At 35.0% G+C, this 24,783-nt stretch carries 18 protein-coding genes and 3 pseudogenes; 12 read left to right on the top strand and 9 right to left on the bottom strand.

What is annotated here, in order from left to right:
- The first annotated feature begins 706 nt into the window (after nucleotides 1-706).
- A complete protein-coding gene (lpdA, locus tag ABWU23_RS01180) occupies nucleotides 707-2,092 on the top strand; it encodes a dihydrolipoyl dehydrogenase (RefSeq protein WP_264736150.1) in 1,386 nt (461 codons plus the stop codon).
- Between the two features lies 1 nt (nucleotide 2,093).
- Here lpdA and ABWU23_RS01175 read toward each other — a convergent pair whose 3' ends face one another.
- Nucleotides 2,094-2,486, bottom strand: a complete 393-nt coding sequence (locus ABWU23_RS01175; RefSeq protein WP_264688321.1) for a hypothetical protein — start codon at nucleotides 2,484-2,486, stop codon at nucleotides 2,094-2,096.
- 73 nt (nucleotides 2,487-2,559) lie between these two features.
- Here ABWU23_RS01175 and murG point away from each other — a divergent pair, with 73 nt between their 5' ends.
- Nucleotides 2,560-3,645, top strand: coding sequence for an undecaprenyldiphospho-muramoylpentapeptide beta-N-acetylglucosaminyltransferase (gene murG / locus ABWU23_RS01170; RefSeq protein WP_253309512.1), 1,086 nt, complete (start codon nucleotides 2,560-2,562; stop codon nucleotides 3,643-3,645).
- Here murG and ABWU23_RS01165 read toward each other — a convergent pair.
- Nucleotides 3,586-4,816 (bottom strand): annotated as a pseudogene (locus tag ABWU23_RS01165) (IS256-like element ISWpi15 family transposase). The gene murG and the pseudogene ABWU23_RS01165 overlap by 60 nt on opposite strands.
- A gap of 89 nt (nucleotides 4,817-4,905) precedes the next feature.
- On the opposite strand from ABWU23_RS01165, the gene ABWU23_RS01160 reads away from it, so the two are divergent.
- A complete protein-coding gene (locus ABWU23_RS01160) occupies nucleotides 4,906-5,124 on the top strand; it encodes a hypothetical protein (RefSeq protein WP_264688485.1) in 219 nt (72 codons plus the stop codon).
- Nucleotides 5,125-5,385: 261 nt separating this feature from the next.
- A complete protein-coding gene (locus tag ABWU23_RS01155) occupies nucleotides 5,386-5,991 on the top strand; it encodes a hypothetical protein (protein ID WP_264688155.1) in 606 nt (201 codons plus the stop codon).
- Between the two features lie 173 nt (nucleotides 5,992-6,164).
- Here the strand turns inward: ABWU23_RS01155 and ABWU23_RS01150 are convergent, their stop codons facing one another.
- The 5 genes and pseudogenes from ABWU23_RS01150 to ABWU23_RS01130 all read right to left on the bottom strand — a co-directional run bounded on the left by ABWU23_RS01150 (nucleotide 6,165) and on the right by ABWU23_RS01130 (nucleotide 14,097).
- Nucleotides 6,165-7,544 carry a hypothetical protein gene (locus tag ABWU23_RS01150; protein WP_353270661.1) on the bottom strand — a complete coding sequence of 460 codons (1,380 nt, stop codon included), beginning with the start codon at nucleotides 7,542-7,544 and terminating at the stop codon, nucleotides 6,165-6,167.
- Between the two features lie 215 nt (nucleotides 7,545-7,759).
- Nucleotides 7,760-8,908, bottom strand: a complete 1,149-nt coding sequence (locus tag ABWU23_RS01145) for a hypothetical protein (protein WP_353270660.1) — start codon at nucleotides 8,906-8,908, stop codon at nucleotides 7,760-7,762.
- A gap of 207 nt (nucleotides 8,909-9,115) precedes the next feature.
- Nucleotides 9,116-11,674: a hypothetical protein gene (locus ABWU23_RS01140; protein ID WP_353270659.1), complete on the bottom strand. Its 2,559-nt coding sequence runs from the start codon at nucleotides 11,672-11,674 to the stop codon at nucleotides 9,116-9,118.
- Entirely contained in the window at nucleotides 11,635-11,853 is a 219-nt protein-coding gene (locus ABWU23_RS01135) for a hypothetical protein (RefSeq protein ID WP_353270658.1), read from the bottom strand. Before ABWU23_RS01135 ends, ABWU23_RS01140 begins: the two co-directional genes overlap by 40 nt.
- 1,228 nt (nucleotides 11,854-13,081) lie before the next feature.
- Nucleotides 13,082-14,097 (bottom strand): annotated as a pseudogene (locus ABWU23_RS01130) (IS110 family transposase).
- A gap of 223 nt (nucleotides 14,098-14,320) precedes the next feature.
- On the opposite strand from ABWU23_RS01130, the pseudogene ABWU23_RS01125 reads away from it, so the two are divergent.
- A pseudogene (locus tag ABWU23_RS01125) lies at nucleotides 14,321-14,867 on the top strand (IS256-like element ISWpi15 family transposase); the annotation flags it as partial.
- 19 nt (nucleotides 14,868-14,886) lie between these two features.
- Here the strand turns inward: ABWU23_RS01125 and ABWU23_RS01120 are convergent.
- Nucleotides 14,887-16,170: a M16 family metallopeptidase gene (locus tag ABWU23_RS01120; RefSeq protein WP_353270657.1), complete on the bottom strand. Its 1,284-nt coding sequence runs from the start codon at nucleotides 16,168-16,170 to the stop codon at nucleotides 14,887-14,889.
- 1 nt (nucleotide 16,171) lies between these two features.
- Nucleotides 16,172-16,780 carry a superoxide dismutase gene (locus tag ABWU23_RS01115; RefSeq protein WP_264687915.1) on the bottom strand — a complete coding sequence of 203 codons (609 nt, stop codon included), beginning with the start codon at nucleotides 16,778-16,780 and terminating at the stop codon, nucleotides 16,172-16,174.
- Nucleotides 16,781-17,638: 858 nt separating this feature from the next.
- Here ABWU23_RS01115 and ABWU23_RS01110 point away from each other — a divergent pair.
- From ABWU23_RS01110 to ABWU23_RS01080, 7 genes are all read left to right on the top strand, one after another.
- A complete protein-coding gene (locus tag ABWU23_RS01110) occupies nucleotides 17,639-18,376 on the top strand; it encodes a hypothetical protein (protein WP_264735927.1) in 738 nt (245 codons plus the stop codon).
- Nucleotides 18,377-18,567: 191 nt separating this feature from the next.
- On the top strand, nucleotides 18,568-18,780 hold the full coding sequence (locus tag ABWU23_RS01105) for a GIY-YIG nuclease family protein (RefSeq protein ID WP_410530043.1): 213 nt from the start codon (nucleotides 18,568-18,570) through the stop codon (nucleotides 18,778-18,780).
- 312 nt (nucleotides 18,781-19,092) lie between these two features.
- Complete coding sequence (tsaD, locus tag ABWU23_RS01100) at nucleotides 19,093-20,100, top strand: tRNA (adenosine(37)-N6)-threonylcarbamoyltransferase complex transferase subunit TsaD (protein ID WP_353270656.1); 1,008 nt, start codon at nucleotides 19,093-19,095, stop codon at nucleotides 20,098-20,100.
- Nucleotides 20,101-20,658: 558 nt separating this feature from the next.
- Nucleotides 20,659-22,404, top strand: a complete 1,746-nt coding sequence (locus tag ABWU23_RS01095) for a type I secretion system permease/ATPase (RefSeq protein WP_264735926.1) — start codon at nucleotides 20,659-20,661, stop codon at nucleotides 22,402-22,404.
- Entirely contained in the window at nucleotides 22,397-22,522 is a 126-nt protein-coding gene (locus ABWU23_RS01090; RefSeq protein ID WP_264687919.1) for a hypothetical protein, read from the top strand. Before ABWU23_RS01095 ends, ABWU23_RS01090 begins: the two co-directional genes overlap by 8 nt.
- Before the next feature lie 204 nt (nucleotides 22,523-22,726).
- Nucleotides 22,727-24,166 carry a hypothetical protein gene (locus ABWU23_RS01085; protein ID WP_253309206.1) on the top strand — a complete coding sequence of 480 codons (1,440 nt, stop codon included), beginning with the start codon at nucleotides 22,727-22,729 and terminating at the stop codon, nucleotides 24,164-24,166.
- Between the two features lie 4 nt (nucleotides 24,167-24,170).
- The gene (locus ABWU23_RS01080) at nucleotides 24,171-24,779 is read left to right on the top strand and encodes a hypothetical protein (protein WP_353270655.1); all 609 of its coding nucleotides are present in this window, start codon (nucleotides 24,171-24,173) and stop codon (nucleotides 24,777-24,779) included.
- Nucleotides 24,780-24,783: the final 4 nt, after the last annotated feature.

Here is a 24,783-nt window from a genome sequence, read left to right as displayed (position 1 = left end):
CATCCGCTAACACGTAGCGGGATGACGAGGTTATCGTCATGCCACCGCGAACCGTCATACCGCCGCGGTATCTCACATAGATCCCGCTAACAAGCAGCGGGATGACAGCAATCCTACGTCATACAGCGATTCATTCGCGGTATCTCATCCGCTAACACGTAGCAGGATGACGATTGTCAAGGTGTCATCCGAGTAGCTTGACTACTTGGATCCAGAAAACTTAACTTTAAATAAGTGGCTGCATAATAAAGACTAGATTCCAGCGTCACGCGCTGGAATGACACCATTTTCGGTCTCTTAAGTTACTTTAACTATAAACATTAAGAAATTTACCAAGCGAAAAAAAAGGCAAAAGAAGCCCCGTGGTGCGAGTTTTGACTCTATATTACTGTAAGTGGCGCTGTAATAATGTGCTAACGCTTAAAATAAGCGCGATTTGGCTGAATGTAGAAAAAATAAAAAAGACATGCAGCCGCTATAATTTTATGTAATCCGCCAATAAATACCTGAGTTTTTTACTGAATTTTGTCATTGAGCCTGCAGGTCAAAAACAAGTTTTGAGTCATAAATACCCTTATTGTCATGATAAGGGGGCTGGCGGAGTTTATCAAGCAAGTTTTTTCGTTTCTATGTTGTCAGCTACCTGAATATTGATCATACGGGTTCCATCTGTTATATATAATCTTTTTGAATACGAAGAAAACTGATGAATGAGTATGATATTACGGTTATAGGTAGCGGTCCTGGTGGTTATATAGCAGCAATTAGGGCGGCACAGCTTGGGTTTAAAACTGCAATTGTAGAAAAAGAAAAAAATTTAGGCGGTATATGCTTAAATTGGGGATGTATACCAACAAAATCACTACTTAGAGCATCTGAGGTTTATAGGCTAATAAAAAGATCAAAAGAGTTTGGTATAGAAGTAAAGGGAGCGAGTTTTGATATACAATCAATAGTGAAATACTCAAGAAACGTTGTTGATAAATTGTCAAGCGGTGTTGCATATTTGATGAAAAAAAATAACATCAAAGTTCATCAAGGCTTTGGTAAACTTGCAGGCAATAGTACTATAAAAGTTGCTGGCGATAAGGAAGAACAAGAAATTGTTTCCAAACATATCATTTTAGCAACAGGCGTGAGAGCACGGAATCTGCCTGGAATAGAGGCAGATGGAGATTTAATATGGAATGCGCAGCACGCTATGACTCCAGAGAGATTACCAAAATCACTACTAATCATAGGGTCTGGTGCAATTGGAATAGAATTTGCAAGTTTTTATAGTACTTTGGGGGTTGATGTAACAATCATAGAGATAAAGAGCACTATTTTGCCGCTGGAAGATAAAGACATTTCAGGCCTAGCAGAAGAAATATTCACAAAACAGGGGATAAAAATATATACAAACAGTAGCGTAAAAGCTCTTACTAAAAGTAAAGACTCTGCTCAAGTGCTACTAAGTAGTGGCGAGAGCAAAGAATTTGATAGGGTGATTGTTGCGGTTGGAATTCAAGCAAATATTGAAAATATAGGTTTAGAAAATACAAAAATTAAATTAAGCCCTTCTGGTTTTATTGAAATGAATGAATGGTATGAAACTAGTGAATCAAATGTGTATGCAATAGGTGATGTAGCTGGCCCACCATGTTTAGCACATAAAGCGAGCCATGAAGCTGTGATCTGCGTTGAAAAGATTGCTGGTAAAAGTGCTCATGCGTTAAAAAAAGAATGCATACCAAATTGCACTTATTCTCATCCACAAATAGCGAGCATCGGCCTTACTGAGGAACAGGCAATAAGAGGTGGGTATGATGTAAAAATAGGAAAATTTCACTCTAACTTTAATGGTAAGTCTATTGCACTCAGTGAAACTGAAGGGTTAGTGAAAACAATTATAGACAAAAAGACAGGCGAACTTCTGGGTAGCCACATGATAGGTGCAGAAGTAACGGAGTTAATTAGCAATTTTGCTCTTGCAAAGCAGCTAGAAGGAACAGACTTCGACATAAAATCTACGATTTTTCCTCATCCAACCATTTCAGAGATGATACACGAATCAGTGCTTGCTGCAGATGATGAGTCGTTAAATAGTTGAACTAACGTTCCATCGTTTTAGAGTTGTCAATGTCTTGGGTAGTAGTTTGATTAGGCACTTTAGTTTCAATAGATTGATTACCACCAGCATCAGAATTCTGTAACTCTTCTTTCAATCCCTTAGCTGCTTCTTTAACTTTAAGCTTTGCCTTTGGATGAAGATCTTCTGGGCCTTTTCCTTTAGTATCCAAACCTTGTTGTAGATTAGTGCTTTTCATTTTATTATGCTGCTCGTGCTCAGGTAGGTCAACAACCGAATTGAAAAGAATTTTTATTATATTTTTTAGCAGTTCTAAAAAACCTCCGCTTCTGCCTTCTCTTTGTTCTTGAGGTTTATTTTTCTCATTAGGTTCTTTTTTACTATTACTTTTAGGCATTTTTAACTCAACTATCATAAAGCTTAATAAAATTCTACGTGCAAATTATTAAATAACAGTTAACAATCTAGTGTTAATTTGTTATTTACAGATGGATATTATTTTAGCAACAGGTGGCACAGGTGGGCATATCTTTCCGGCCATAGCCTTAGCAAAAGCACTAAAGACACAAGGATACAATTGCATATTATTCACTGATAAAAAAACAAATAAAAATATCGACATAGAAAGCTATATTTTACCATTACGTAGACCAAGCGGCAACAAATTTAAATTTTTTCTTTTATTAATGTATAGTTGTGTGCTAGCAATATATAAAATCAGAAAATTGAAGCCAAGATTAGTAATTGGTTTTGGTAGCTATGCTTCTTTTCCAACTCTTCTTGCAGCAAGGGTTCTTTCTATACCTATAATTTTACATGAACAAAATACAGTTTTAGGAAGAGTAAATAGATTCTTTTTTAAGAGTGCAAAATTAATTGCAACCAGCTTTCCGGAGACTAAATATACAGAAGGTAATAAATGTATTTTTACAGGAAATTTTATTGATATAAAAGCACAGAGCCATTCTAGCACTGAGAAAGTCCTAAATATATTAGTCATAGCAGGTAGCCAAGGTGCAAATTTTTTTGATGATGTAGTAAGCAGCGTAATTTGTAATTTGCCTATTAAAATGAAAAAGAAAATTAGAGTGACGCAGCAATGTACGAAGAAAAATGTAAACAAGGTCAAGAGTCTATACAAAAGTGAAAAGATCGATTGTGAATTGAGTGAATTTTTTGATGATATGGAAAATAGATTGGCCAATGCTCACTTGGTAATTAGCAGAGCAGGAGCAACTTCAATAGCAGAGATCACTCTTGCTAGGCGCGCTGCTATATACATTCCTTACCCTGACTCAAAAGATAATCACCAATTTTATAACGCAAAATATATTGAAGATTCGGGAGCAGCTGTAATAGTTGAGCAGAATAGTGAAGCAAAAAAAAATCTAACAGAGGTACTATTTGATCTATTAAATAATTCTCAAAAATTGCGTGATATGACCAATAATACAAAAAAAACAGGGATAAAGAATGGAACGGGAGTGTTAAATAAACTGTGTCAAACCGCATTTTTAGTTCAACTCAATTTTCAATCTGCCAGGAAAGAAAACATCAAGTTGAGAGATAGTTAATGCCCAATCATGTACAGGCATCGTCCACTTTTCCTCTGCCTTCTTTATAGCACAATATACCTGCTTATACAAGGCATTTATGCTGGTAAATGAGCCTTTGGTCTTAGTGAATTTCCTAATTTGCCTATGTAGCCCCTCTATGGGATTGGTGGTGTAGATTATCCTCCTAACTGGACCAGAATACTTAAAATAACCAGACAAGTTTTCCCAATTATTCTGCCAAGATTTTATAACCATAGGGTACTTTGTGCCCCATTTTTCATCTAATTCCAACAGATAATTCTCGGCAATTTCCTTGCTTGAAGCTTGATATACCTTCTTTAAATCGCTCAAAAAACTCTTCGCATCTTTACTGGCCACATACTTCAGTGAGTTGCGTATCTGATGCACTATACACATCTGCACTTCCGCATTAGGAAAGACACTGTTTATAGCTGCAGGAAAGCTTTTCAGCCCATCAACGCAGGCAATAAGGATATCTTCTACTCCTCTTTCTTTGAGGTCATTTAGCACTCCCAACCAGAAGTTAGCTCCTTCACTTTCAGCCAAATAAAAACCTAATACTTCTTTTTTGCCATTTTGATCTATGCCTAATATGTTATACATGCATTTACTTACGCAATGCCCGTCCTCTTTGACTTTAAAAAACCATGAAAACTATCGGATATACAGACTGCAGCGGGCGACTACGCCATTCGTTGATTACTGGTAGCAATTTGTCAGTAATACTTGATATCTCTGCCACCGATATTTTGTGATCATAAATTTCCTCAACATGTGACACTATATCTCTATAGCCCATACCACTGGCAAATGTGCTCAAAATCTTCGTTTCAAGCTCTGGATGTAAGTTTGTTTGCCTTTTTTTGACTATTTGTGGTTCGAAACTTCCTTCCCTATCTCTTGGCGTCAAAAGCTCAAATGACCCTGCGCTTGTACGTAAAGTCTTTGCATTCCTCCCATTTCTTCGATTATTCTCTTCGCTTTCAGCCGACAAGTGGTTTTCTATTTCACCTTCCAGGCTTACCTCCAGCAACTTTTTTATAAACGGTGTTAATGCTCCATCTCTTCCTGTCAACGGTCTTCCTTCTCGTATAGACGACAGGATATTTGTTTCTAATTCTTTATAATCTACCAAACCGGTAGTTCTGTTTACTACTTTCTGACTCATTGTCAAACCTCCATTTTTTTATATCAATTTATTACTTTTTTTTCGGTTTGACACAGTTTATTTAACACTCCCTAAGTAAAAAAAGTCGAATATGTAAAATAGGATCTGAGCGTATTCGCAAAGCTCTTTATATGCCAGCTATAGTAGCCAAGAATCATAATTCTCACTTTCAAAAGTTTTGCCAACGTTTAGAAAGTAGAGGAAAATGCCCAATGGTTATAATTGTTGCGCTGATGAGAAAACTAATGCATGTATTTTTTGGTATTCTTAAAAACAATCAACCATTCAATGGTGGTTTAGTTAAGTGACTCATTGACATGAGAAAGTTGCTTACCTTTTCTAACTCTTTGACCAGAGATAGTAGAGTTTTTACTGAGAAATGTAACAAATAGGTCAGCTTCCCTAAATTAGTGTAGCTGTGCGTCCGCACAAACTTAAAGCACAGCTACACTAATCAATGGAATTTAAATTCGGTTTAAAAAGTTTTTTAAAATTACTATTGACATGAAAGACAGTATCTGGAAAAGTTTTATGATCTTAATTTATAAAAACAATAGGAGAAAAACATTATGAGAACACCGAAAAAAATATGGAAAAGTATTGCTAAAAAATTCAAAAATAGCGCTGCCGCAAAAGAACAAGAGCCAAGTGTTTCTAGCAGCACAGAAAAGAGAAGAAGGCAAAAAATTTTAGAAGATATTCCTAGCATAAAAACGACCATAGAACAGCAAACCACACCTACAACCAAAACTACTACAGCTAAAGATGAAAATAGTAAGGAAGTGCGTGAAGTATGTAAATATGGTGTAACAAATAAAGATACTACTCACGTAATTGATAAAGCTACAGAAACTGACACAAAATTATGTAATATAAATAGTGAAGATCTTCAACCTATAAGTGAAAGCAGCGAAAAAGCGCAAATAGAAACTACTGTAGAGCCAACTTCCGAACCATGTTTTGATAGTAGATTTAGCAATTCTGTAGACGAAAAAAACAAACCGTTAACGCAACAAAGGCAAGCAATCCTGGCTGGTGTTGTTGGTGCGGTGTTATTGGTAAGTTGTGTTGCATCTTATCTACTGATTGAATATTCCAAAGTACACGTTATAGCGGTAGTTGGAGGGATTGTTGGGTTGGTTTGTATGGGTTTTGCGTTGTGTATAATGCTCTAAAGCCTGGCACAAAGCTAGAAAAAGTGGAAGACATAGAACAACTGGATCTACAGAATCTTAAAGCTAGTGGTATGATTGAAAGACCATAAATGTCAAGTAATTTTTCAAACAAGATAATTTCTTTAGAAAAACTCCTAAGTTATTAATTTAATATCACCATAGGGATCTCCACCCTATAAATGGCCTACTGTTTGACTTGAAGCTTCCTTCTTTTTCGGCGAGTCTAAACTACCAATCGGACTCACAAGAGTAGACGGAACGCCTGATTCTTTCACTACACAATCTGATTGTTTAATAGTTTCAGCTAACTCTATAGGTATACCACCGTTTCTTTCAAAACCTCCATCTTTTACAGCTTGTAGAACACTTTTCCCTCCTAAAAAGCAGCTTTCTCCTAAACTTAATTGATCTTTTAATTTATCAAACTTTCCCTGGCTCTTTTCATCGAGCTCTACTTTTATTCTATTACTACCTTCATCCCTAGAACTTAGATAAATACTAATCTTTCCTACCTCAGTAGTAAAAGACATCTCGACGCTGCCTTCTAAGACATCTGTGTAATTTCTTTTTCCTCCTACATTTTCAACTCTTATTATACTTTCTCCAATCTGTAAAATGCCACTTTCTATATTGAAATTTTCATTCACCTTACTATTTATAACCTTTGCAACTTCAACAATACTGTTTTGTGGCCACCTAAAAAAAACAAGATTGTTATCCGCTTCTACTGTTAGATCATCATCTTGAGCTTGTTCATTCTTGTTTACTAAACCTTTATATGCTATACTTTTTAGTTCTTTCTCAATTTTTCCGCATTCTGCAAAAATAGGTTCATCATTTCCCCACATAACTTCACTTACCATACTATGATCATAAAAATCAGACTCTATTTTTGCACCTGCTGATAATATCTTATTGACAATATTGAATAAAGGTTCTTCACCCTCTGTCCACTCATCTATTGCCTCTTCCTCCTCCTTATAATCTTTATACCGTGATCTAGTAGTAGGCGTTATACGCATAACACTATCAGCATTAGCAATATCAATTATTTTTTTGAACACAAAGTTCGCTACAGTGTACTCATAGCCATCACAGCGTAAATTTAGCTTTATTTTCTTTTTCAAATATTCATCTATTAAATGTTCCATATTCTCCAGGGTAACCTTTGTAGAATTTCTGTGTTCACCTTGGCGAGGCATTTCTACCTTTGCTCTTACTATATTTTCCATCTTTCTATAAAATTCATCAATCAAAACTTTTTCGCTTTCAGTTAACAGCTTTCCTAACCCCATTAAAACTGAGTTTGCTGAAATAAGAGAATTTTCAACAACAGTATTTTTATCTGCAATACCGGACTCATCCCAGTAATCAGAATCATCACTTTGTTCTTGACTTGACGATACTGTACCACTTTCAAGAGTTTGCCGATCAAAATGTTCTGCATACAGTTCTTCAGTAACTGACCCACTAGGTGATTCTTCTGTCTCACTTATTTTGAGATTTATTTTTGCATTAGAAACCTGCTCAGGTTCAAAAATACCTTCAGTCATACACCCCCTCGATAAAGATATTATGTATAATATACATAGCACGGATAAAAGCTAATGCAAGAATAATTTTTCTAACTTTAGTATTCTTGACTTCCACAAACTTCACTGACATTGATGTGCACACCTCTGATCCTGCTATGCTTCTGCTTGTTAATTAGCTATGCCTGCCAGATTAACGACATTACGGTCTGCTGATTACTTCAATATCACTATCGTCAGAATGCAACGAGCTTAGTAACTGAACATGCCGGCACTGATTGCGCTTCACTTAACCTGCTACTTAGATCTGGCTGATCATTAGTTTGATTTGCAGGGCTAGTAGTTGCTTGCTGTGAATCTCTTGCAGCTCTAAATTCCATAAGCTGAGCTCTTATTTCTTCTATTTCTCTTGCCGTATTTTGCCTTTCTTCTTTTAACTTTTCTATTTCTCTTGCCATATCTTGTCTTTCTTTTCTCAATCTCGTTATTTCGGTTTGGTGCATCTCTTCCATTTCTCTTAATCTATATGCTGTTATTTCAATTTGATATCTCTCTTCTAATTCTCTCACCCTATTTTGACTTTCTTCCATTTCTCTTAATCTTGTTGTTTCAGCTTCACGTCTTTCTTTCAGTTTAGCTAATGCTCCTGCACCATCATCACCAATACTGTTATTATATAAATTAAGTTTAGTAAGATTTGTAAGATTACCGTTAGCTAAGGCCTTTGCACCTTTTTTACCAATATTGTTAGACTGTAAGTTAAGTGAAGTAAGATTTGTAAGATTACCGTTAGCTAAGGCTTTTGCACCTTTTTCACCAATATTGTTAGACTGTAAGTTAAGTGAAGTAAGATTTGAAAGCTTACCTTTAGCTAAGGTCTCTGCACCTTTTTCACCTATACTATTACCCCTTAAACCAAGTGAAGTAAGATTTGCAAGATTACCGTTAGCTAAGGCCTTTGCACCTTTTTCACCAATATTGTTAGACTGTAAGTTAAGTGAAGTAAGATTTGAAAGCTTACCTTTAGCTAAGGCCTCTACACCTTTTTCACCAATATTGTTAGACTGTAAGTTAAGTGAAGTAAGATTTGAAAGCTTACCTTTAGCTAAGAACTCTGCACCTTTTTCACCTATACTATTACCCCATAAATTAAGTGAAGTAAGATGTGAAAGATTCCCATTAGCTAAGACCTCTGCACCTTTTTCATCAATATCGCAAAACGGTAAAAAAAGTTTTGTAATGTGTATTTTACTTTGTAAAAAGCCTACCAATTCGCTTATATTTATTGTGGCGTTATATGATACTAAAGCGTCATCTTTGACATATTGAGAAAAGTTCATTTTACCCTCTATATTAATGCTATCATGTAACATACAAGCATACATAACAAATATACCTATACTAACGCTATCGTTAAGATATCCAAACTATAAGTCAACCACTTTTTCACAAAATATTTTAACAAAGATACCATGTCAATTAGTGTCATAACAAATTTGTTTATTTACTTTCCCCAAAAACACGAAAAGGTACGTATATTTGTGAGAACAATTCAAATAAAAGCGGCGTTGTGAAAATAGGCTAATTTTGAACTAAAACTGCAACGTTTTAGAATACCCAGTAGCAAATGCACCAAAAAGCACACTCTTAACAGCAGCACATGTACTTATATCAGAATTCTCTCGTTTCTCTTCACTAACTTTTTCACAAAACTTGCTAATACCATAACCCACCAGTGCGCCAATCACTGCAGCTACAAGCAACACTGCAATAACAGTAGCAACAGAGGTTAAAGCAGCAGCTCCTGCAAGGTATGCTATAGCTACTCCAATAATCATACCACACCCTATTTCTATAGCATAGGCTTTACTGCTTGTTGATTTGAATTTTGTTTGTGTACTACCACTTAAACCATTACATACAGATTGTACTCCTATTCGTTGTTCATCATTTTTCTCTTGTATTTGATTTCTAATATCATCTGAAGAAGCAATAGAGCTTTGTATTAATGGTTGTGATCGATCGTTACTTTCTTCTTCTATTTGTATGCTTGTTGTTTTATTCGATTGCTCTGTAACCTGGTCATTGTCTACACTTTTACCTTGTACAAAATCTTGCATTGCCTTAACTTTACATAACTCATTGATGATAATTACATACTCGTCCACTTTTGGTATACTTCTATCATAATTGGGCAGGAATTCCTGGATACTTGCAGTAAATTCTTGATTGATTTTTGCTAAAACCTTTTGCTGTCCAAGTGAAATTTTCTTAGGTTCTTCGTAATGTACTCCACTCATCATAAAATCGTCTACCAAATTTTCTCCAAATTCTGGATTGTCTTTAGCATATTGAATTAATTTGCCAGCTAAATTTTCTACAAATGGTGTAATATTCTCCTCAGTGATAGAGTTTTGTTGCTTTTCCAGTTTTCTCTCCTTTTCTAAATATTGATCGCACTGCTCCCTTAAGTTTAAATCAATTTGACTTACACTGTTAATAATGTGACTCCATGTACCTTGAATACAGGCATTAATGTTTTCACCAGTGTTTCTACTAATATATGTTGTTGCCGCCTCATATATTTCTTGTAGAAGAACAAATTCTTTCTGCTCTTTCCACGTTTCTTCTATGTTAAAGCCACTAATTTCCTCAAACAGTTTGTTTACTTTATCAGCATCCACATCATTTAATAACTTATGAAACTCTGCTCTATTAGTTATTTGCTTTTGAGAAACATTATCATTCCCAAGCTCTGATTTTATTCTAGATAACTTTTGTTGCACCAGCTCTGGATTCTGGTTCACAAGAGTAACGAGCAGTTCTTTTCTTGCCATCAATGGAATAGTGAATCTATCAATTAGCAATTTAATATAACCTATAGATTCAGGTATGGTAACTTTTGCATTATCCCTCGTGTAATCATATTGTAGTTTTCCCCTAGACATTTCTTCAATATATTCACCTTCTTGATCTTTGCTTAAGTATTTTTGCTTCAACACTTCCTCGACTTTTTTAAAGGTTATTTCAATAAATTCTTTATCATCTGGTACAGCTGCATTTTTACGTAATACTTGTTCCATTACAAGTCTTTTTCCATCTTTGGTCAGGCCAAGTAACTTTACTTTCATCTGGTCGTTTTGATATTGCTTAAGTAGTTTAGGCACGTTTTCCATATAAGAAGTTGCAGCTTGTTTTAATTCATTCTCATTAGCATTTATAGATTTTACTAACTTTGCAGTGAAAAAACACGTTTCCTTATTTGCTGCTCTTGCATGGACAGACTGTCTATTTCGTAAAATACCCTGTAACTCAGCATCCCTTTCTAGTTCTGGTTCTTTTTCAGGAATTAAACCATGTTTAAATAAAAATTCTTGCATTTCAGGAGAGTGGGTATAGAAATGAGATAATGTATGCCCTTGTTCATCTTGTGAGTTGATCAAAAAATGGTATTTGTTAGGTTGTGTGAGGATATGCTTAACTATCTTGCCACTATTATCATGTTGGGCTACATTAAAAATCATCTTTTTTACGCCCTTTTTATATGTAACTTGATTGTGAGGACGTGGTTTCAACAGGAAATCACAAAAGATTCTATGTGATATTTCTTTCAAAGAATGAATTAATTTAACTCCGGAATTTTTAATTTCAGCTAGACTTTCTATACCTTCAATACCAATTTCAATTTCACCAAGGCGAAGTTTTTTAAGGTTCTTCAGGCATGAAGACTTAGTTAAAGCCTTTAAACCTTTATCATCAATCCTGTTACCCGATAAATTAAGTGAAGTAAGATTTGTAAATTTAGCTAATTCTTTTACACCTTCACTACCAATCTCGTTAACCGATAAATTAAGTGAAGTAAGCTTTTTAAGTTTAGTTAATTCTTTTACACCTTTATCATCAATCCTGTTACCCGATAAGTTAAGTGAAGTAAGATTTTTAAGTTGAGCTAATTCTTTTACACCTTCATAATCAATCTTGTTACTAGATAAATCAAGTGAAGTAAGATTTTTAAGTTGAGCTAGTTTTTTTACAGCCTTGGTACTAACAGTATATCTGTTATCAACATATCCAGACATTAGAGATGATGGTGTATAAAGCTCAAGTTTAGCTAATCCTCTTGTAACTCCATCACCAATCTTATTGCACAATAAATTAAGGTAGGCTCAGTTAATTCTTCTACAACTTCACTACCAACATTGCAATTCTTTAAAGAAAGCCTTATAATGTGCGTATTACTTTGTAAAAAGCTTAGCAATTTCCCTATGTCTACCGCAGTAGCGTCCTTTATTATTAAAGAATCATCTTTAACGTATCGATCAAAACTCATTTTACTCTGCTGTTTAATGCTATCATGCAAACATGATATCAGATATTTTAGTAACTTTCAACTATGTTAAAAAATTACGTAAAAGTTTATGAAAATGCTGCTTTCTATAGCGTCACCAAAAATTTTATTATTTACTTTCTTCAAAAAATATAAAAATAGTACGTACCTTTGTGAGAACAATTTAAACAAAAGCGGCGTTGCGAAAATAAAAACGCAAAATTGCTGCAACAAAGTTAGGCAAATCAGTTCGTACCTAAATGTGGCAAAAGTAGGCTAATGTGGCTGGTTTTGCGGTATAGTGGAATTATTATATAGAAAAGTTCGAACGTATTGTTTGGTAGCTCACAGAAATGCAAAACTTACTTGACAAACTCCGTCAGCCCCCTTATCATGAAACTGAAGGTATTCAGTTATCTTCATCTGTGCAGATTAAACAGCAAAAAAACAACGTAGTTGGCGTCTTATTTTTAATTTTTTGCACTATGTGCACCTTATGTCTTCACAACATTTCTGGGTTTTTACCCACACAAGCTGAAACGCGCTTATAAGTCGTTTAAGACAGTATAGTACGCCAATTTGCAGGATTAGAGAGTGACAACTAGCTAACACGGGATTTCTTTTGCCTTTTTTTCTGCTTAGTAAATTTCTTAAACATTTGAACTAAGGTGAGTTGCACTTAAAAGCAGCTAAATTGCAGTGTTTAAGACTTAAAAAAACGCCAATACAGAAAATAGACAATGACCAGGGCTTCTTTTGCCTTTTTTTTCGTTTAGTAAATTTCTTAACGTTTATAGCTAAACGACAATCGTCATCCCGCTGCTTGTTAGCGGGATCTCTTGTTAGCGGCTGAGATACCGCGAATGAATCGCGGTATGACGGTTAAGTAGGGTGTCATTCCAGTCTGGGATCTAGTCTTTATTATGCAGCCACTTGGTTAAAATTAAGTTTTCTGGATCCCAGTGTCAGCTACTCGGATGACAGGAGATACCGTCTTGTTAGTCAACAAAAAAATTATAAAATTTCCCAAGTTGCATCATAAAATCAAAAAATACTTCCAATTGTGTAACAGTACACAGATTATAGTTAGTGGATATGTTGATAAGTAAATTAGTTTTATACGCACAAAACAGATGAAATTTACTTATCAACATATCCACTAACCAACAACATTCAATAAATTTGTGTAAGATACCACTTTACATAAGATAGATAGGAAGCATTTTTGATTTTAAAGTACTAAACCTTCAGTCAACCTCCTAGCCCTGTAGTTTTTGATATGGTTAGGATCAAAAGCACTTTTGGATGTCAGAATACCGAAAATGATATGGAGTAGCTTACGCATTGCAGCACCAACGATGGCCATATTATGCTTACCCTTTTCCTTTAATCTTTGGCAAAAGCTCATAATGATAGGATTGTGATTCTTAGCTACTATGGCAGGAAAGAAAAGTGCCTTACGTAATGTTTGTGAACCGGATTTACTTAATCTGGGTTTGGCATATACAGAGGAACCTGACGTCATATTTCGTGGTATAACTCCTGTATATGCTGCCAATTGCCTGGCATCTCTAAAAACCTCTATATCAGAAACTTCAGCTAAAATAGCTATTGCTGATTCTTCTCCTATGCCTGGAATAGTCAATAGAAGTTGAAAATTTTCCAACAATTCTTTGTGTTGATTTAATAGTTCACGTACGGAGTTTTTTATTGTTTCTATTTTTTGAGCTATATTCATTGCAAGGTCTTCCCAAGCATTTGCAACTTCTTTAGGCAGTCTCTCTTTTTTTTCTAAGTGGTTATTTACTAATGTTAACTCATCTTTTAACGCAACTGAGCAACGATAAAGATGTTTTAATTTTTTCATTTCAGGAGAAGGTGGTGTCCAACTAGAAGGTTCCTGTCTTTGGCAATAATCAGCAATAACTTCTGCATCGGTCTGATCATTCTTTTGTCGTATCAGCTTACTCCTTGCATAAGATTTTATGCAATAAGGATTTACAACACTTACAAAATGTCCAGCATTGTGTAGAAATTCAGCCAGTGCTTCGCTATAACAACCAGTAGATTCCATGCAGGTTTTTACTTTTTCTACATTATGTTTGTGTAGAAAATTCAGTAGACTTTGAAACCATCGTTCTTAAAGCTTCTTTTTCTAGTTTCACGCTTTCCTTTTTTGCTTATAAATGAGAGAAAAACATCAAAGCGATCTTTTGATATATCTATGCCCAAAAAGTTGTTGATCATATATAACCCCATACGTTACCATTAAAAATGAAAAGTAAGGCTAGTCTTGTGAATACAGAATTAGAACCATTCAGGTCTTTCTACGATACCGTCCAGCCTATACTTTTGAGAAGGGAATTCTTATCTCCTCTACAGATTTTATATCTAAGAAGAAGCACAGAGTTCCTCCCTTCTCCACCTAATGCTTAAGCTTAAAACATTAGATGCTTTTGACAAGATACAAGTAGAAGATATCCTTATTGCCTGCGTTGATGGGCTGAAAAGCTTTCCTGCAGCTATAAACAGTGTCTTTCCTAATGCGGAAGTGCAGATGTGTATAGTGCATCAGATACGCAACTCACTGAAGTATGTGGCCAGTAAAGATGCGAAGAGTTTTTTGAGCGATTTAAAGAAGGTATATCAAGCTTCAAGCAAGGAAATTGCCGAGAATTATCTGTTGGAATTAGATGAAAAATGGGGGCACAAAGTACCCTATGGTTATAAAATCTTGGCAGAATAATTGGGAAAACTTGTCTGGTTATTTTAAGTATTCTGGTCCAGTTAGGAGGATAATCTACACCACCAATCCCATAGAGGGGCTACATAGGCAAATTAGGAAATTCACTAAGACCAAAGGCTCATTTACCAGCATAAATGCCTTGTATAAGCAGGTATATTGTGCTATAAAGAAGGCAGAGGAAAAGTGGACGATGCCTGTACATGATTGGGCATTAACTATCTCTCAACTTGATGTTTTCTTTCCTGGCAGATTGAAAATTGAGTTGAACTAAAAATGCGGTTTGACACAGTTTATTTAACACTCCCTTTAAGCATAGAAACCACTTTATCGTAACTTGGCAATGATTTAATTTCTCCAATTGCAGCTAGAGTGGTTTTTTCATGCTGAGATAACAATTCTTTTGCTGCTTTTTTTACGTTAGCAGTGGTAACTGCACTAATTTTTTCTATTAATTCATTTTTACTGATGTACCTATTATAGTTACCATAGTAGTGCCCCAATGTTTCAGCGCGTGAGCTAACACTTTCGTGTGACATTAAAATTTGGGATTTTATTCGCTCTTTCACTCTATTTACTTCTTCTTCCCTCAGATTATCTGTAGACAGCTTCTTCAACTCTGTCGTCATAGATTTTAAAAGCTTATCTAAGTTACTACTATCTGTGCCAGCAAAAATGGAAAACATCCCTGTATCAGTGTAGCTGGAATTAAATGAATAAACAGAGTAAGCTAATCCCTGCTTTTCCCTTACTTCCTGGAACAGACGTGATGACATTCCGCTCCCTAATATAGAATCAAGCACTTGAAACGTGTGATATTTATCGTCATAACGAGAAACGCTAGGTAGACCAATTAGCAAGTGCACCTGATCTAATTTACGATGTTCTAAATACTCACCACCAGTGTAGCTCGTCGCATTTTGGCTTTTTTTCAGCTTTTTAGAATGAATCTTTGAGAGAAAATCTTTGGTTAATGCAACAACTTCTTCATGTTCAACATTTCCTGCAACGGCAAATAGCATATTCTCGCCAAAGTAATGCTCATTTATGTAGTTATTTAGATCTTCTCGAGTAAAAGATTTTACAGTATCTTGCGTGCCTAAGATTGACCTGCCGAAAGGTTGATCTTCATAAGCTGCCTCAAAATATTTATCGAAAACAATGTCACTTGGTGAATCATTAGTTTGAAAAATCTCTTGTATTACAACGCCCTTCTCACGTTCCAATTCATCTTCTGGAAATGTTGAATTCATCAATATATCTATTAATATATCAATACCAGTTTTTATGTCTTTCTTGAGGACTTTTGCATAATAGGTGGTGCTTTCCCTACCGGTGCTGGCGTTGAAAACCCCACCTATGTCGTCAAAAGCTTTTGCAATTTCAAACGCAGTTCTTGTCTTCGTTCCTTTGAAAGCCATGTGTTCTAGAAAATGGGATATTCCATTTTGATTTGCACTTTCCGCTCTACTGCCAACACCAACTCGTATGCTTAAAGCTACGGAATCAACATCACGCACCTGCTCAGTTATTATGCGCAGACCATTATCTAATTTTGTTACCTGAGGTGTATTCATCTTATGTATTCTTTTTTAAATTTTCTTCTGCAAAATCCCAATTAATCAAATGGTCAAGGAAAACTTTTATGTAGTCAATTCTACGGTTTTGACAATCTAAATAATAGGCGTGCTCCCAGACATCCATAGTGAGTAATGGAACTTGGCCATAAATTAATGGCAAATCTGCATTTGGAGTTTTGGTGATTTTGAGCTTTCCTTTTTCGAGCACTAACCATACCCATCCACTACCAAATTGGCTTACTCCATGATTGGCAAATTCCCCACAAAACTTATCAAAACCACCGATATCATCTTGAATTTTTTTTGCCAGAAAACCATCATCTTTAGGTTTACCACCACCATTCTTCTTCATTGAATTCCAATAAAAAGTGTGGTTCCAAACTTGCGCTGCGTTATTAAATATGGGAACTTTATCGCTATTACCATGCACTTTTGTTATTAATTCCTCAATTTTCACATGTTGATAATCTGTATTTTCAACTAGCTCGTTGAGTTTATTTAAATATCCTTTATGGTGCTTATCATAATGAAAATCTAAGGTTTTTGCAGATATGTAAGGCTCCAAAGCTGTTTTATCATATGGTAATTCAGGTAAAGTAAAACTCATGACAATCTCCTTATTTTTGACCTACTTGGATGGTATTGTAATATGTGCTCTTGTGCAACATATAATTAATAGCTAAAACATTAGGTATCTATTGCATTATTCTAAGTTTTATATCACAATAATGATTATTATATAAGCCATAGAAACGGATTAAATACAAAAACTTCCTTGACAAACTCCGCCAGCCCCCTTATCATGGTATTGAAGGTATTCAGTTATCTTCATCTGTGCAGATTAAACAGCAAGAAAACAACGTAGTTGGCGTCTTATTTTTAATTTTTTGCACTATGCGCACCTTATGTCTTCACAATATTTCTAGGTTTTTACCTACACAAGCTGAAACGCGCTTATAAGTCGTTTAAGACAGTATAGTACGCCAATTTGCAGGATTAGAGAGTGACAACTAGCTAACGCGGGGTTTCTTTTGCCTTTTTTTCTGCTTAGTAAATTTCTTAAACATTTAAACTAAGGTGAGTTGCATTTAAAAGCAGCTAAATTGCAGTGTTTAAGACTTAAAAAACGCCAAATACTGAAAATAGATAATGACCAGGGCTTCTTTTGCCTTTTTTCTTCGTTTAGTAAATTTCTTAATGTTTATAGCTAAAGTAACTTAGGTTCATCGACAATCGTCATCCCGCTACGTGTTAGCGGGATCTATGCTAAGAGATACCGCGAATGAATCGCGGTATGACGGTTCGTGACGGTATGACGGTTCGCGGTGGCATCTCGTCATCCCGCTACTTGTTAGCGGTATGACGGTTGTCAGTAAACCTGAATTACTTTAGCTATGCAATGAGATTTCCTAAAAAACACTTTATAGCTCTTGAGTATAAAAAAAAATTCCTTTAATAATAAGGCATGCTAATCAGGAATTTAATCAAACAAGCGACTAAAGTAGGAAGCAGTGAAAATGCAATACGATATATTGAGTATCTCTATCAATTTGAGAAGTTTAGAAACACATTAAACCTCACTTTATCACTAATAAAGCAAAATAAGCTTTCGTTTGAAATATACCAAGAGGGATTAGTGGATATGGAAGAAGGGGTGTGTAAGACAATCAGGTCTTCCGGTGTAAATAGGTATGTTATTGTGCTGAGAAGGTCAAATCCATACATTATAGTGCATGAACTTTCACATATGGTTGAAAATGAGCTTAACTTGAGCCTAGAGCAGGAATTTCTCCATAAGGTTTACCAGGATATTGAGCAGAATTTAAGGCAAGCAAATGTTCTTGTGCAGAAAATTATTAGCCAAGTTATATTTAAGGAGATACAAGCTTATCAAACTGCAAAGTCACGCGCATCTGAATTGTTTGCACGCTATTTTGAGCTATTTGCTTGGGCACAAGAGGTTTATCCTAAGGATAAAGAATACTTAATTCGCACTCAAGATTTAAACAAAGTGTTCCTTGCTACTGATCAATGGAAAAAGAGCTGCCTGGATCCACAAATGATGGATAGAATAGATAAGGAAATCAAGGAATACAGCAATAAAACCGCCACTAAAGACGTAACCAAAGTGCAAAGCAGTTGGACTAATAAATTTTCTCCTGGGGGCAAAAAAATTAGCTCCATATTTGGAGATGATGATTAGCTTATAGTGCAGGTTTTCCTACGTCATACCGCAATTCATTCCACGACTGTACGAACGTCTAGTTTAGTGATAAAATGTATATAATTATTGATGTCATTCAAGCATTTACATTTGTTACATCAGCACTCACATTTGTCATCTCAGTCTCCTCTTCCTGTCATCCCAGTGCGTGACACTGGGATCTAAATTTTATGAAAAACTATTATATTTATATACTTGCAAGTAGACACAATAAGGCTCTATGTATAGGTGTTACGTCGAATTTAATTAAACGAATTTGGGAGCATAAGAACAAGGTTATTCCCGGTTTTACGTCGAAATATAATGTACAAAAATTAGTTTATTTTGAAGAATTTCAAGACGTAGATTCGGCTCTTGATAGAGAAAAACTTCTAAAAAGTTGAAGAAGGGAATGGAAAATCAATTTAGTTGCAAGAAAAAACCCAAATTGGTATGATTTATATTACGAAATTACTAAGTGAGATCCCAGTGTCACGCACTGGGATGACGAGAGAGGAGACCTGGAATAACAAGAAAGTGCTCCATCTCAATAGCGCAATGTTCATACGATTGTAGATTCATTCGCGGTATCTCATCAGCTAACAAGCAGCGGAATGACGGTTGTCGGTAAATCTTTTAGCTATAGAAGTTAACTTTGCAGTTAACTTCTACAGCGTTTCAAGGTATAGTTTTTATAATAAAGTGCTCGAATATACATGAAAACCATTTTAGCTGTTGAAACAAGCTGCGATGAAACTGCAGTAGCGATTGTAAATAGTGACAAGCAAGTCCTTGCTCACGAAATTCTTTCCCAAGCAGAACACAAAAAACGCGGTGGGGTGATCCCTGAAATAGCCTCACGTGCTCATATGGAGCATTTAAGTGGTCTAATAAAAAGCGCCGTGGAAAAATCTAACCTTAACTTTTGTGATCTCAATGCAATTGCAGCAACATCAGGACCAGGACTCATAGGTGGATTAATAGTTGGTACAATGATGGCTAAAGCAATTGCGCATGTAGCACAAAAACCGTTCATTGCAGTGAATCACTTAGAAGCGCATGCATTAGTTATTAGGTTACTGCATGAGGTGAAATTTCCGTTTTTAGTTCTATTAATATCAGGTGGTCACTGTCAATTTTTAATTGTACAGGATGTAGGTAAATATATTAAACTCGGGGAGACACTTGATGACTCGTTAGGAGAAGCATTTGATAAAGTTGCTAAGATGCTGGGTTTAAGCTATCCCGGAGGGCCATTAATTGAAAAGTTAGCTAAAAAAGGCAATGGTGCAAGGTTTAAACTGCCAAGGGCGATGATAAAACGTTCTGGATGTAACTTTTCGTTTTCTGGAATCAAGACAGCAGTAAAAAACTTAGTGCAGAAACTCGAAATGAGCGAGCAAGATGTGTGTGATGTGTGTGCTTCGTTTCAAGAGTGTATTAGTGACATACTGCTGGACAGGGTTAGTAATGCGATTATTATGGCCGAATCTTTAAATATCAAAATCAATGACTTTGTGATTACCGGCGGAGTTGCAGCAAATAATTTTTTGAGAGAAAAACTGAAAGAACACATAAACTTAAACATATTTTTCCCCCCTAATAATCTATGTACAGACAATGCAGTAATGGTTGGATGGGCAGGAATTGAAAGGTTACAGAAGAATTATATAGATCCACTTAATTTTGCACCAAGACCTAAGTGGGAGTTAGAAAGTTATTAAAAACTCTCAATTCTGAATTATAGCTAAAGTGACTTAGGTTTACCGACGATTTGAAAAACGACAAATTCGTCATTCCGCTACGTGTTAGCGGAATCTACGCCGCGAATGAATCTATAGCTGTACGAACATTGTGATTTGAGAACAATTTCCACAAGGGATGACAGCTACCCTGACAACCGTCATCCCGCTACGTGTTAGCGGGATCTCTTGTTAGCGCCGTGGCGGTATGACGTAGGATTGCTGTCATTCCGCTGCTTGTTAGCGGATGAGATACCGCGAATAAATCGCGGTATGACGGTTTGCGGCTGCATGACGATGGTTTATACCTCGTCATCCCGCTGCTTGTTAGCGGGATCTCTTGTTAGCGCCGCGGCGGTATGACGTAGCTCAGCTATAGGCAATGAAGGAAATATTAACTATACTTCTTTTTACCATTGTTTATATTTCCTATTCACATATATTAATATTTTACTCACTTAAAGCAGGCTAACTGCCGTTATTAATATTTTTGTAATAAAAATTGTATATGGTGCATGTAATTAAATTAAGAGGAAGATTGTGGAAATTACGCCATCAATAAAAAAAGAATTGAAGCAAAGTACTCTATATATTTGCCTAGAAAAATGCAAAAGTGCATTTTGGTTTATCTTTTGGTTTAGTGCGGGAATCAATTTATTAATGTTATTTCTACCACTTTATACCTCTCAAGTGCTTGATCGGGTGATATCAAGCGAAAGTGTATCAACACTAACTATGCTGACAATTATCACTTTATCTGCATTTGCATGTTCTGCAATGCTTGAAACTTGTCGATATTTAGCCATGGCAAAAATAGGTGATTGGATCGATAAAACTGCAACACCAGATCTGATAGTAAGGTCAATCAGGCTAACGTCAGTGCAGAGCTCAACTTCAAGTGGTGAAGCAATACGAGATCTCGGGGTAATAAAAAATTTCATTACAGGAAATGGTATATTCTCACTGTTTGATACTCCATGGTCGTTAATTTACCTTGTTGTGATTTTCATGATACACACCTCCACGGGGTTTATAGCTATTGCTGGAATCATTATATTAGTCTCTATGGCAATATGGAATGAACTTGCCACTAAACGAATATTACAAGAAACCAACGAAGAAACTATACGGAATATCAATGCTATAGATGTTGCAACAAGAAATGCAGAAGTAGTTGAAGCTATGGGCATGTCAGAATTCATAGTCTCTGATTGGTGTAAACGAAATGATCAGAATCGAGCAATGCAAATTAAAGCACAAAATCGCTCTAATGTAATTACTGGAATCACTAAGTTTTTGCGCTCAACTCTGCAAATATCAGTAATTGGAACAGGTGCATTACTTGCAATTACAGCTCATAAAACTGCTGGTAGCATCATCGCTGCTTCAATTTTAATGGGTAGAGTATTAGCACCATTTGACGCTGCGGTTCATACTTGGAAGTTTTTAAATCAGGCTAGAATGTCATATGGAAGGCTACAAAGACTTATATTAACATCACCAAAAAGAGAGCAAACGATGGCTCTACCAGAACCTGAAGGAAAATTGGAATTTGATAGAGTATTTTTTACTCCTTATGGAAGCAATAAGCCAACAGTAAAAGGAATATCATTTATTATAGAACCAGGGGACGTAGTAGGTGTGATTGGTGCAAGTGCTTCTGGTAAATCCACTATCGCAAAATTAACTGTTGGTGTATGGAAGCCAATATCTGGTGTAGTCAGACTAGATGGCGCTGATGTATATACTTGGAATCGAGAAAATTTTGGTAATTATGTTGGCTACTTACCTCAAGATATTGAGTTATTTAACACTAGTGTCAAAGCTAATATTGCTCGCATGAGACCAGATCCAAATCCTGAAGAAATAATCAAAGCAGCAAAAATTGCAGGAATACATGAACTAATACTAAGCTTACCAAATGGATATGATACAACAATAGGAGGTCCTGGAGGAGTAACGCTCTCTGGCGGCCAAAAACAGCTTCTTGGACTTGCCAGAGCTTTTTATGGTCACACAAAACTTTTAGTACTTGATGAACCAAACGCTAACTTAGATAGCAATGGAGAGGCATGCTTAATTAATGCAATTGGCATTGCAAGAAAGCAAAATACTACTACTGTTATCATCACTCACAAGCTACCGTTATTGTCCGTAGTTGATAAGGTGATCCTCATGTCAGATGGTGTCATTTACGCTATGGGACCAAAAGATGAGATTTTGAGCAAATTAGTTGCTCCATCATCAAATACCAAAGAAGATGAGCGCTCTTCAGCAAATGGTTAGTTTACTTACACTAAATTCTGTATCTGAAATAACAACTGTTCCAGTATTACTAGAAATGTTTACCATTAGAAATAATATTACAAGAATAGTAAATAGATTAATAACTCCTATTAATTAAAGTTAATCGGCAGATAGTGTATATTTCTAATTAATGAGTTTTTTAATTTATTAATTAAATAGCTTAATATTAGTAGTGATTTTATAAAAAAATTATAATATAAATAATGTTGCTGCGAAAATTTATAACAATATTTCCCTCTAACGTTTAATGAATTTCAATAAATTGCCTTTTTAATTCTAGATAAGTATATGCTTTGTTAATATGTTTAGTTCAAAATCCAAAAGTAAGTTTATGCTTTCTATTGGAGAAGAAGGCATAATGTTACTATATTTTAAAAATAATACTTTAAATAAAAGGTATTTTGTTAAGGGCAAAAACGATAAAGCAGTTTCCGATTTAATTTCATGTCTTTCATCAGACAAAAAAGCACCTTTATACCTGGTGCTTAATCATGCAGATCAAAATTACTCGCTACAGTTTATTACAAGGGCAAACAAGATTAGTGCCTATCTATCAGCAAAAACAAAGATGGAGCATTTTTCTCGTAATAATGACATAAGTTCAGTTTTTTTGGTTGAGAAGCCAAACAAATTCAATCAAAACTGGTGCTATCTTCTTGTTTCATCAAAAGCAAAGCATTTAGTAGAATATTGGTTGAATGTGTTTATTGAGATAGGCTCCAACTTTAAGGGAATATTAATGTTTCCTATAGAAATAAGTAATATAACAAAAAAGATTCTACATAAAGATCCTAATAATTGGAAAATTATAGTTGCTGCAACTAAAACGGGAGGCTATAGACAAGTGGTTCTTAAAGAGAATAAAATGATATTTACGCGTTTAGTACCATTTACTAATGATAATTTACCAGGAATTATTGCTGGTGGAATATATCAGGAAGTGCAAGATACTATTCGATCCTTAACTAAGTTTGGGTTTGAAAAAAATAACCCTATCGACCTTTGCATCATAGTGTCAGAAGATATTAAAGCTAGTTTATCAGTCATAAATTTTTCAGAGAACAGTGTGAACATATTAACTCCATATGAGTTAGGCAAACTATTAGGAGCAGAACTAGCTATAAGTGAAAAAGATAACTTTTGCGATACCATAATTTTGTTTCACAGCTTTAAGAATAAATTAGCAGCTATTTTTAATACAAAGGAAACTAAAGAATTTTATCTATTCAATTATCTTTATTTAAACTCTCCTCAAATTTTTCTATACTTCGCTTTGGTTTTAGTCGTAATTAACGCCCTTTGTTTGCTAAATTTGTATTCAAACTTCAGTGTCGCTGATAATTTATCCGCAAAGCAGAGCACCTTAAATAACCAATTAACAAAACTTAGCCAAAGCTATAATGTAAAAAAAATAGATGAAATTTATGATTTTATTAATATCAATAATATTTTATCAAAAATAGAATACTCTCCTCTTACACAAGTTAAGTATGTAGAAAAGTTAAAAGTACCAGGTATAGAGCTTCGATCATTTGAATGGAATTATAATGAGGCAAAAAGTTATATTACCACAACTTTAAGGTTTAATTTTCGATCCGGTAAAAATATTTCCTATCAATACGAGAAACTACGAAAAAATTTAAACGATAATTTTCGTACCTATGACATTAATATTTCTAACTTACCTGCTGCTAAAGGGCAAAATCTATCTATTGATGTTGAAATAGGAGAGGCAATGTAGATTAATGACTATCTCTCAATTAAAAAGAAAAGCTACAATTCAGTTTATATCGTGTTTGTTATTATCTGTTGGATTAATAGGGTTATTAACATATGTTGTTATCTATAACGAAAAGGTTTATAATAAAAACCAAATTGCGATTGATAAAATACGTTCTATTAATTTACAGATTACTGGAATTCAAAAAAAGGAAGTTGTTCTAAATAAAAACCTAGATTTATGGAAAAAAATTTCTTCTTCAAATTTACACAGTAGCAGATACATTGCAAATTTAAATTTCGAGCTTAGCAGGTTATATAAAAAGTACTATATATTAGAACCTGAAATATCAATTTCTATACCCGAAGAAGTTGAGCTCCACAACAAAAGTGAACGCACAAAAGTAATAAAAAGTGAAGTGGTCCTAAATTTAAGTTCAATCAGCGATAAGCATATTTTTTTATTTCTACAGTCTATTCCAAATCTGCCCGGTTATGTTATGATCAAATCTCTTATTTTAAACAAGCAGAGAAATATTGATGCTGCAATTATGAATCAAATTTTGAATGGTAATATGATAGAGATAGTGAGAGTTAATATAGTCTTTGATTGGTATACTATATTAAGTAGATAAGGTG

This window comes from Wolbachia endosymbiont (group A) of Hedychridium roseum, from assembly GCF_964028325.1.
In the GTDB taxonomy this organism is placed as follows: domain Bacteria; phylum Pseudomonadota; class Alphaproteobacteria; order Rickettsiales; family Anaplasmataceae; genus Wolbachia.
This window is presented reverse-complemented; position numbering and strand designations above follow the sequence as displayed.

Excerpts from the sequence above, each read along its gene's own strand:
- lpdA (WP_264736150.1), top strand. The coding sequence starts at position 707 with ATGAATGAGTATGATATTACGGTTATAGGTAGCGGTCCTGGTGGTTAT.
- ABWU23_RS01175 (WP_264688321.1), bottom strand. The coding sequence starts at position 2,486 with ATGATAGTTGAGTTAAAAATGCCTAAAAGTAATAGTAAAAAAGAACCT.
- murG (WP_253309512.1), top strand. The coding sequence starts at position 2,560 with ATGGATATTATTTTAGCAACAGGTGGCACAGGTGGGCATATCTTTCCG.
- ABWU23_RS01155 (WP_264688155.1), top strand. The coding sequence starts at position 5,386 with ATGAGAACACCGAAAAAAATATGGAAAAGTATTGCTAAAAAATTCAAA.
- ABWU23_RS01150 (WP_353270661.1), bottom strand. The coding sequence starts at position 7,544 with ATGACTGAAGGTATTTTTGAACCTGAGCAGGTTTCTAATGCAAAAATA.
- ABWU23_RS01145 (WP_353270660.1), bottom strand. The coding sequence starts at position 8,908 with ATGTATGCTTGTATGTTACATGATAGCATTAATATAGAGGGTAAAATG.
- ABWU23_RS01135 (WP_353270658.1), bottom strand. The coding sequence starts at position 11,853 with ATGAGTTTTGATCGATACGTTAAAGATGATTCTTTAATAATAAAGGAC.
- ABWU23_RS01120 (WP_353270657.1), bottom strand. The coding sequence starts at position 16,170 with ATGAATACACCTCAGGTAACAAAATTAGATAATGGTCTGCGCATAATA.
- ABWU23_RS01115 (WP_264687915.1), bottom strand. The coding sequence starts at position 16,780 with ATGAGTTTTACTTTACCTGAATTACCATATGATAAAACAGCTTTGGAG.
- ABWU23_RS01110 (WP_264735927.1), top strand. The coding sequence starts at position 17,639 with ATGCTAATCAGGAATTTAATCAAACAAGCGACTAAAGTAGGAAGCAGT.
- ABWU23_RS01105 (WP_410530043.1), top strand. The coding sequence starts at position 18,568 with ATGAAAAACTATTATATTTATATACTTGCAAGTAGACACAATAAGGCT.
- tsaD (WP_353270656.1), top strand. The coding sequence starts at position 19,093 with ATGAAAACCATTTTAGCTGTTGAAACAAGCTGCGATGAAACTGCAGTA.
- ABWU23_RS01090 (WP_264687919.1), top strand. The coding sequence starts at position 22,397 with ATGGTTAGTTTACTTACACTAAATTCTGTATCTGAAATAACAACTGTT.
- ABWU23_RS01085 (WP_253309206.1), top strand. The coding sequence starts at position 22,727 with ATGTTTAGTTCAAAATCCAAAAGTAAGTTTATGCTTTCTATTGGAGAA.
- ABWU23_RS01080 (WP_353270655.1), top strand. The coding sequence starts at position 24,171 with ATGACTATCTCTCAATTAAAAAGAAAAGCTACAATTCAGTTTATATCG.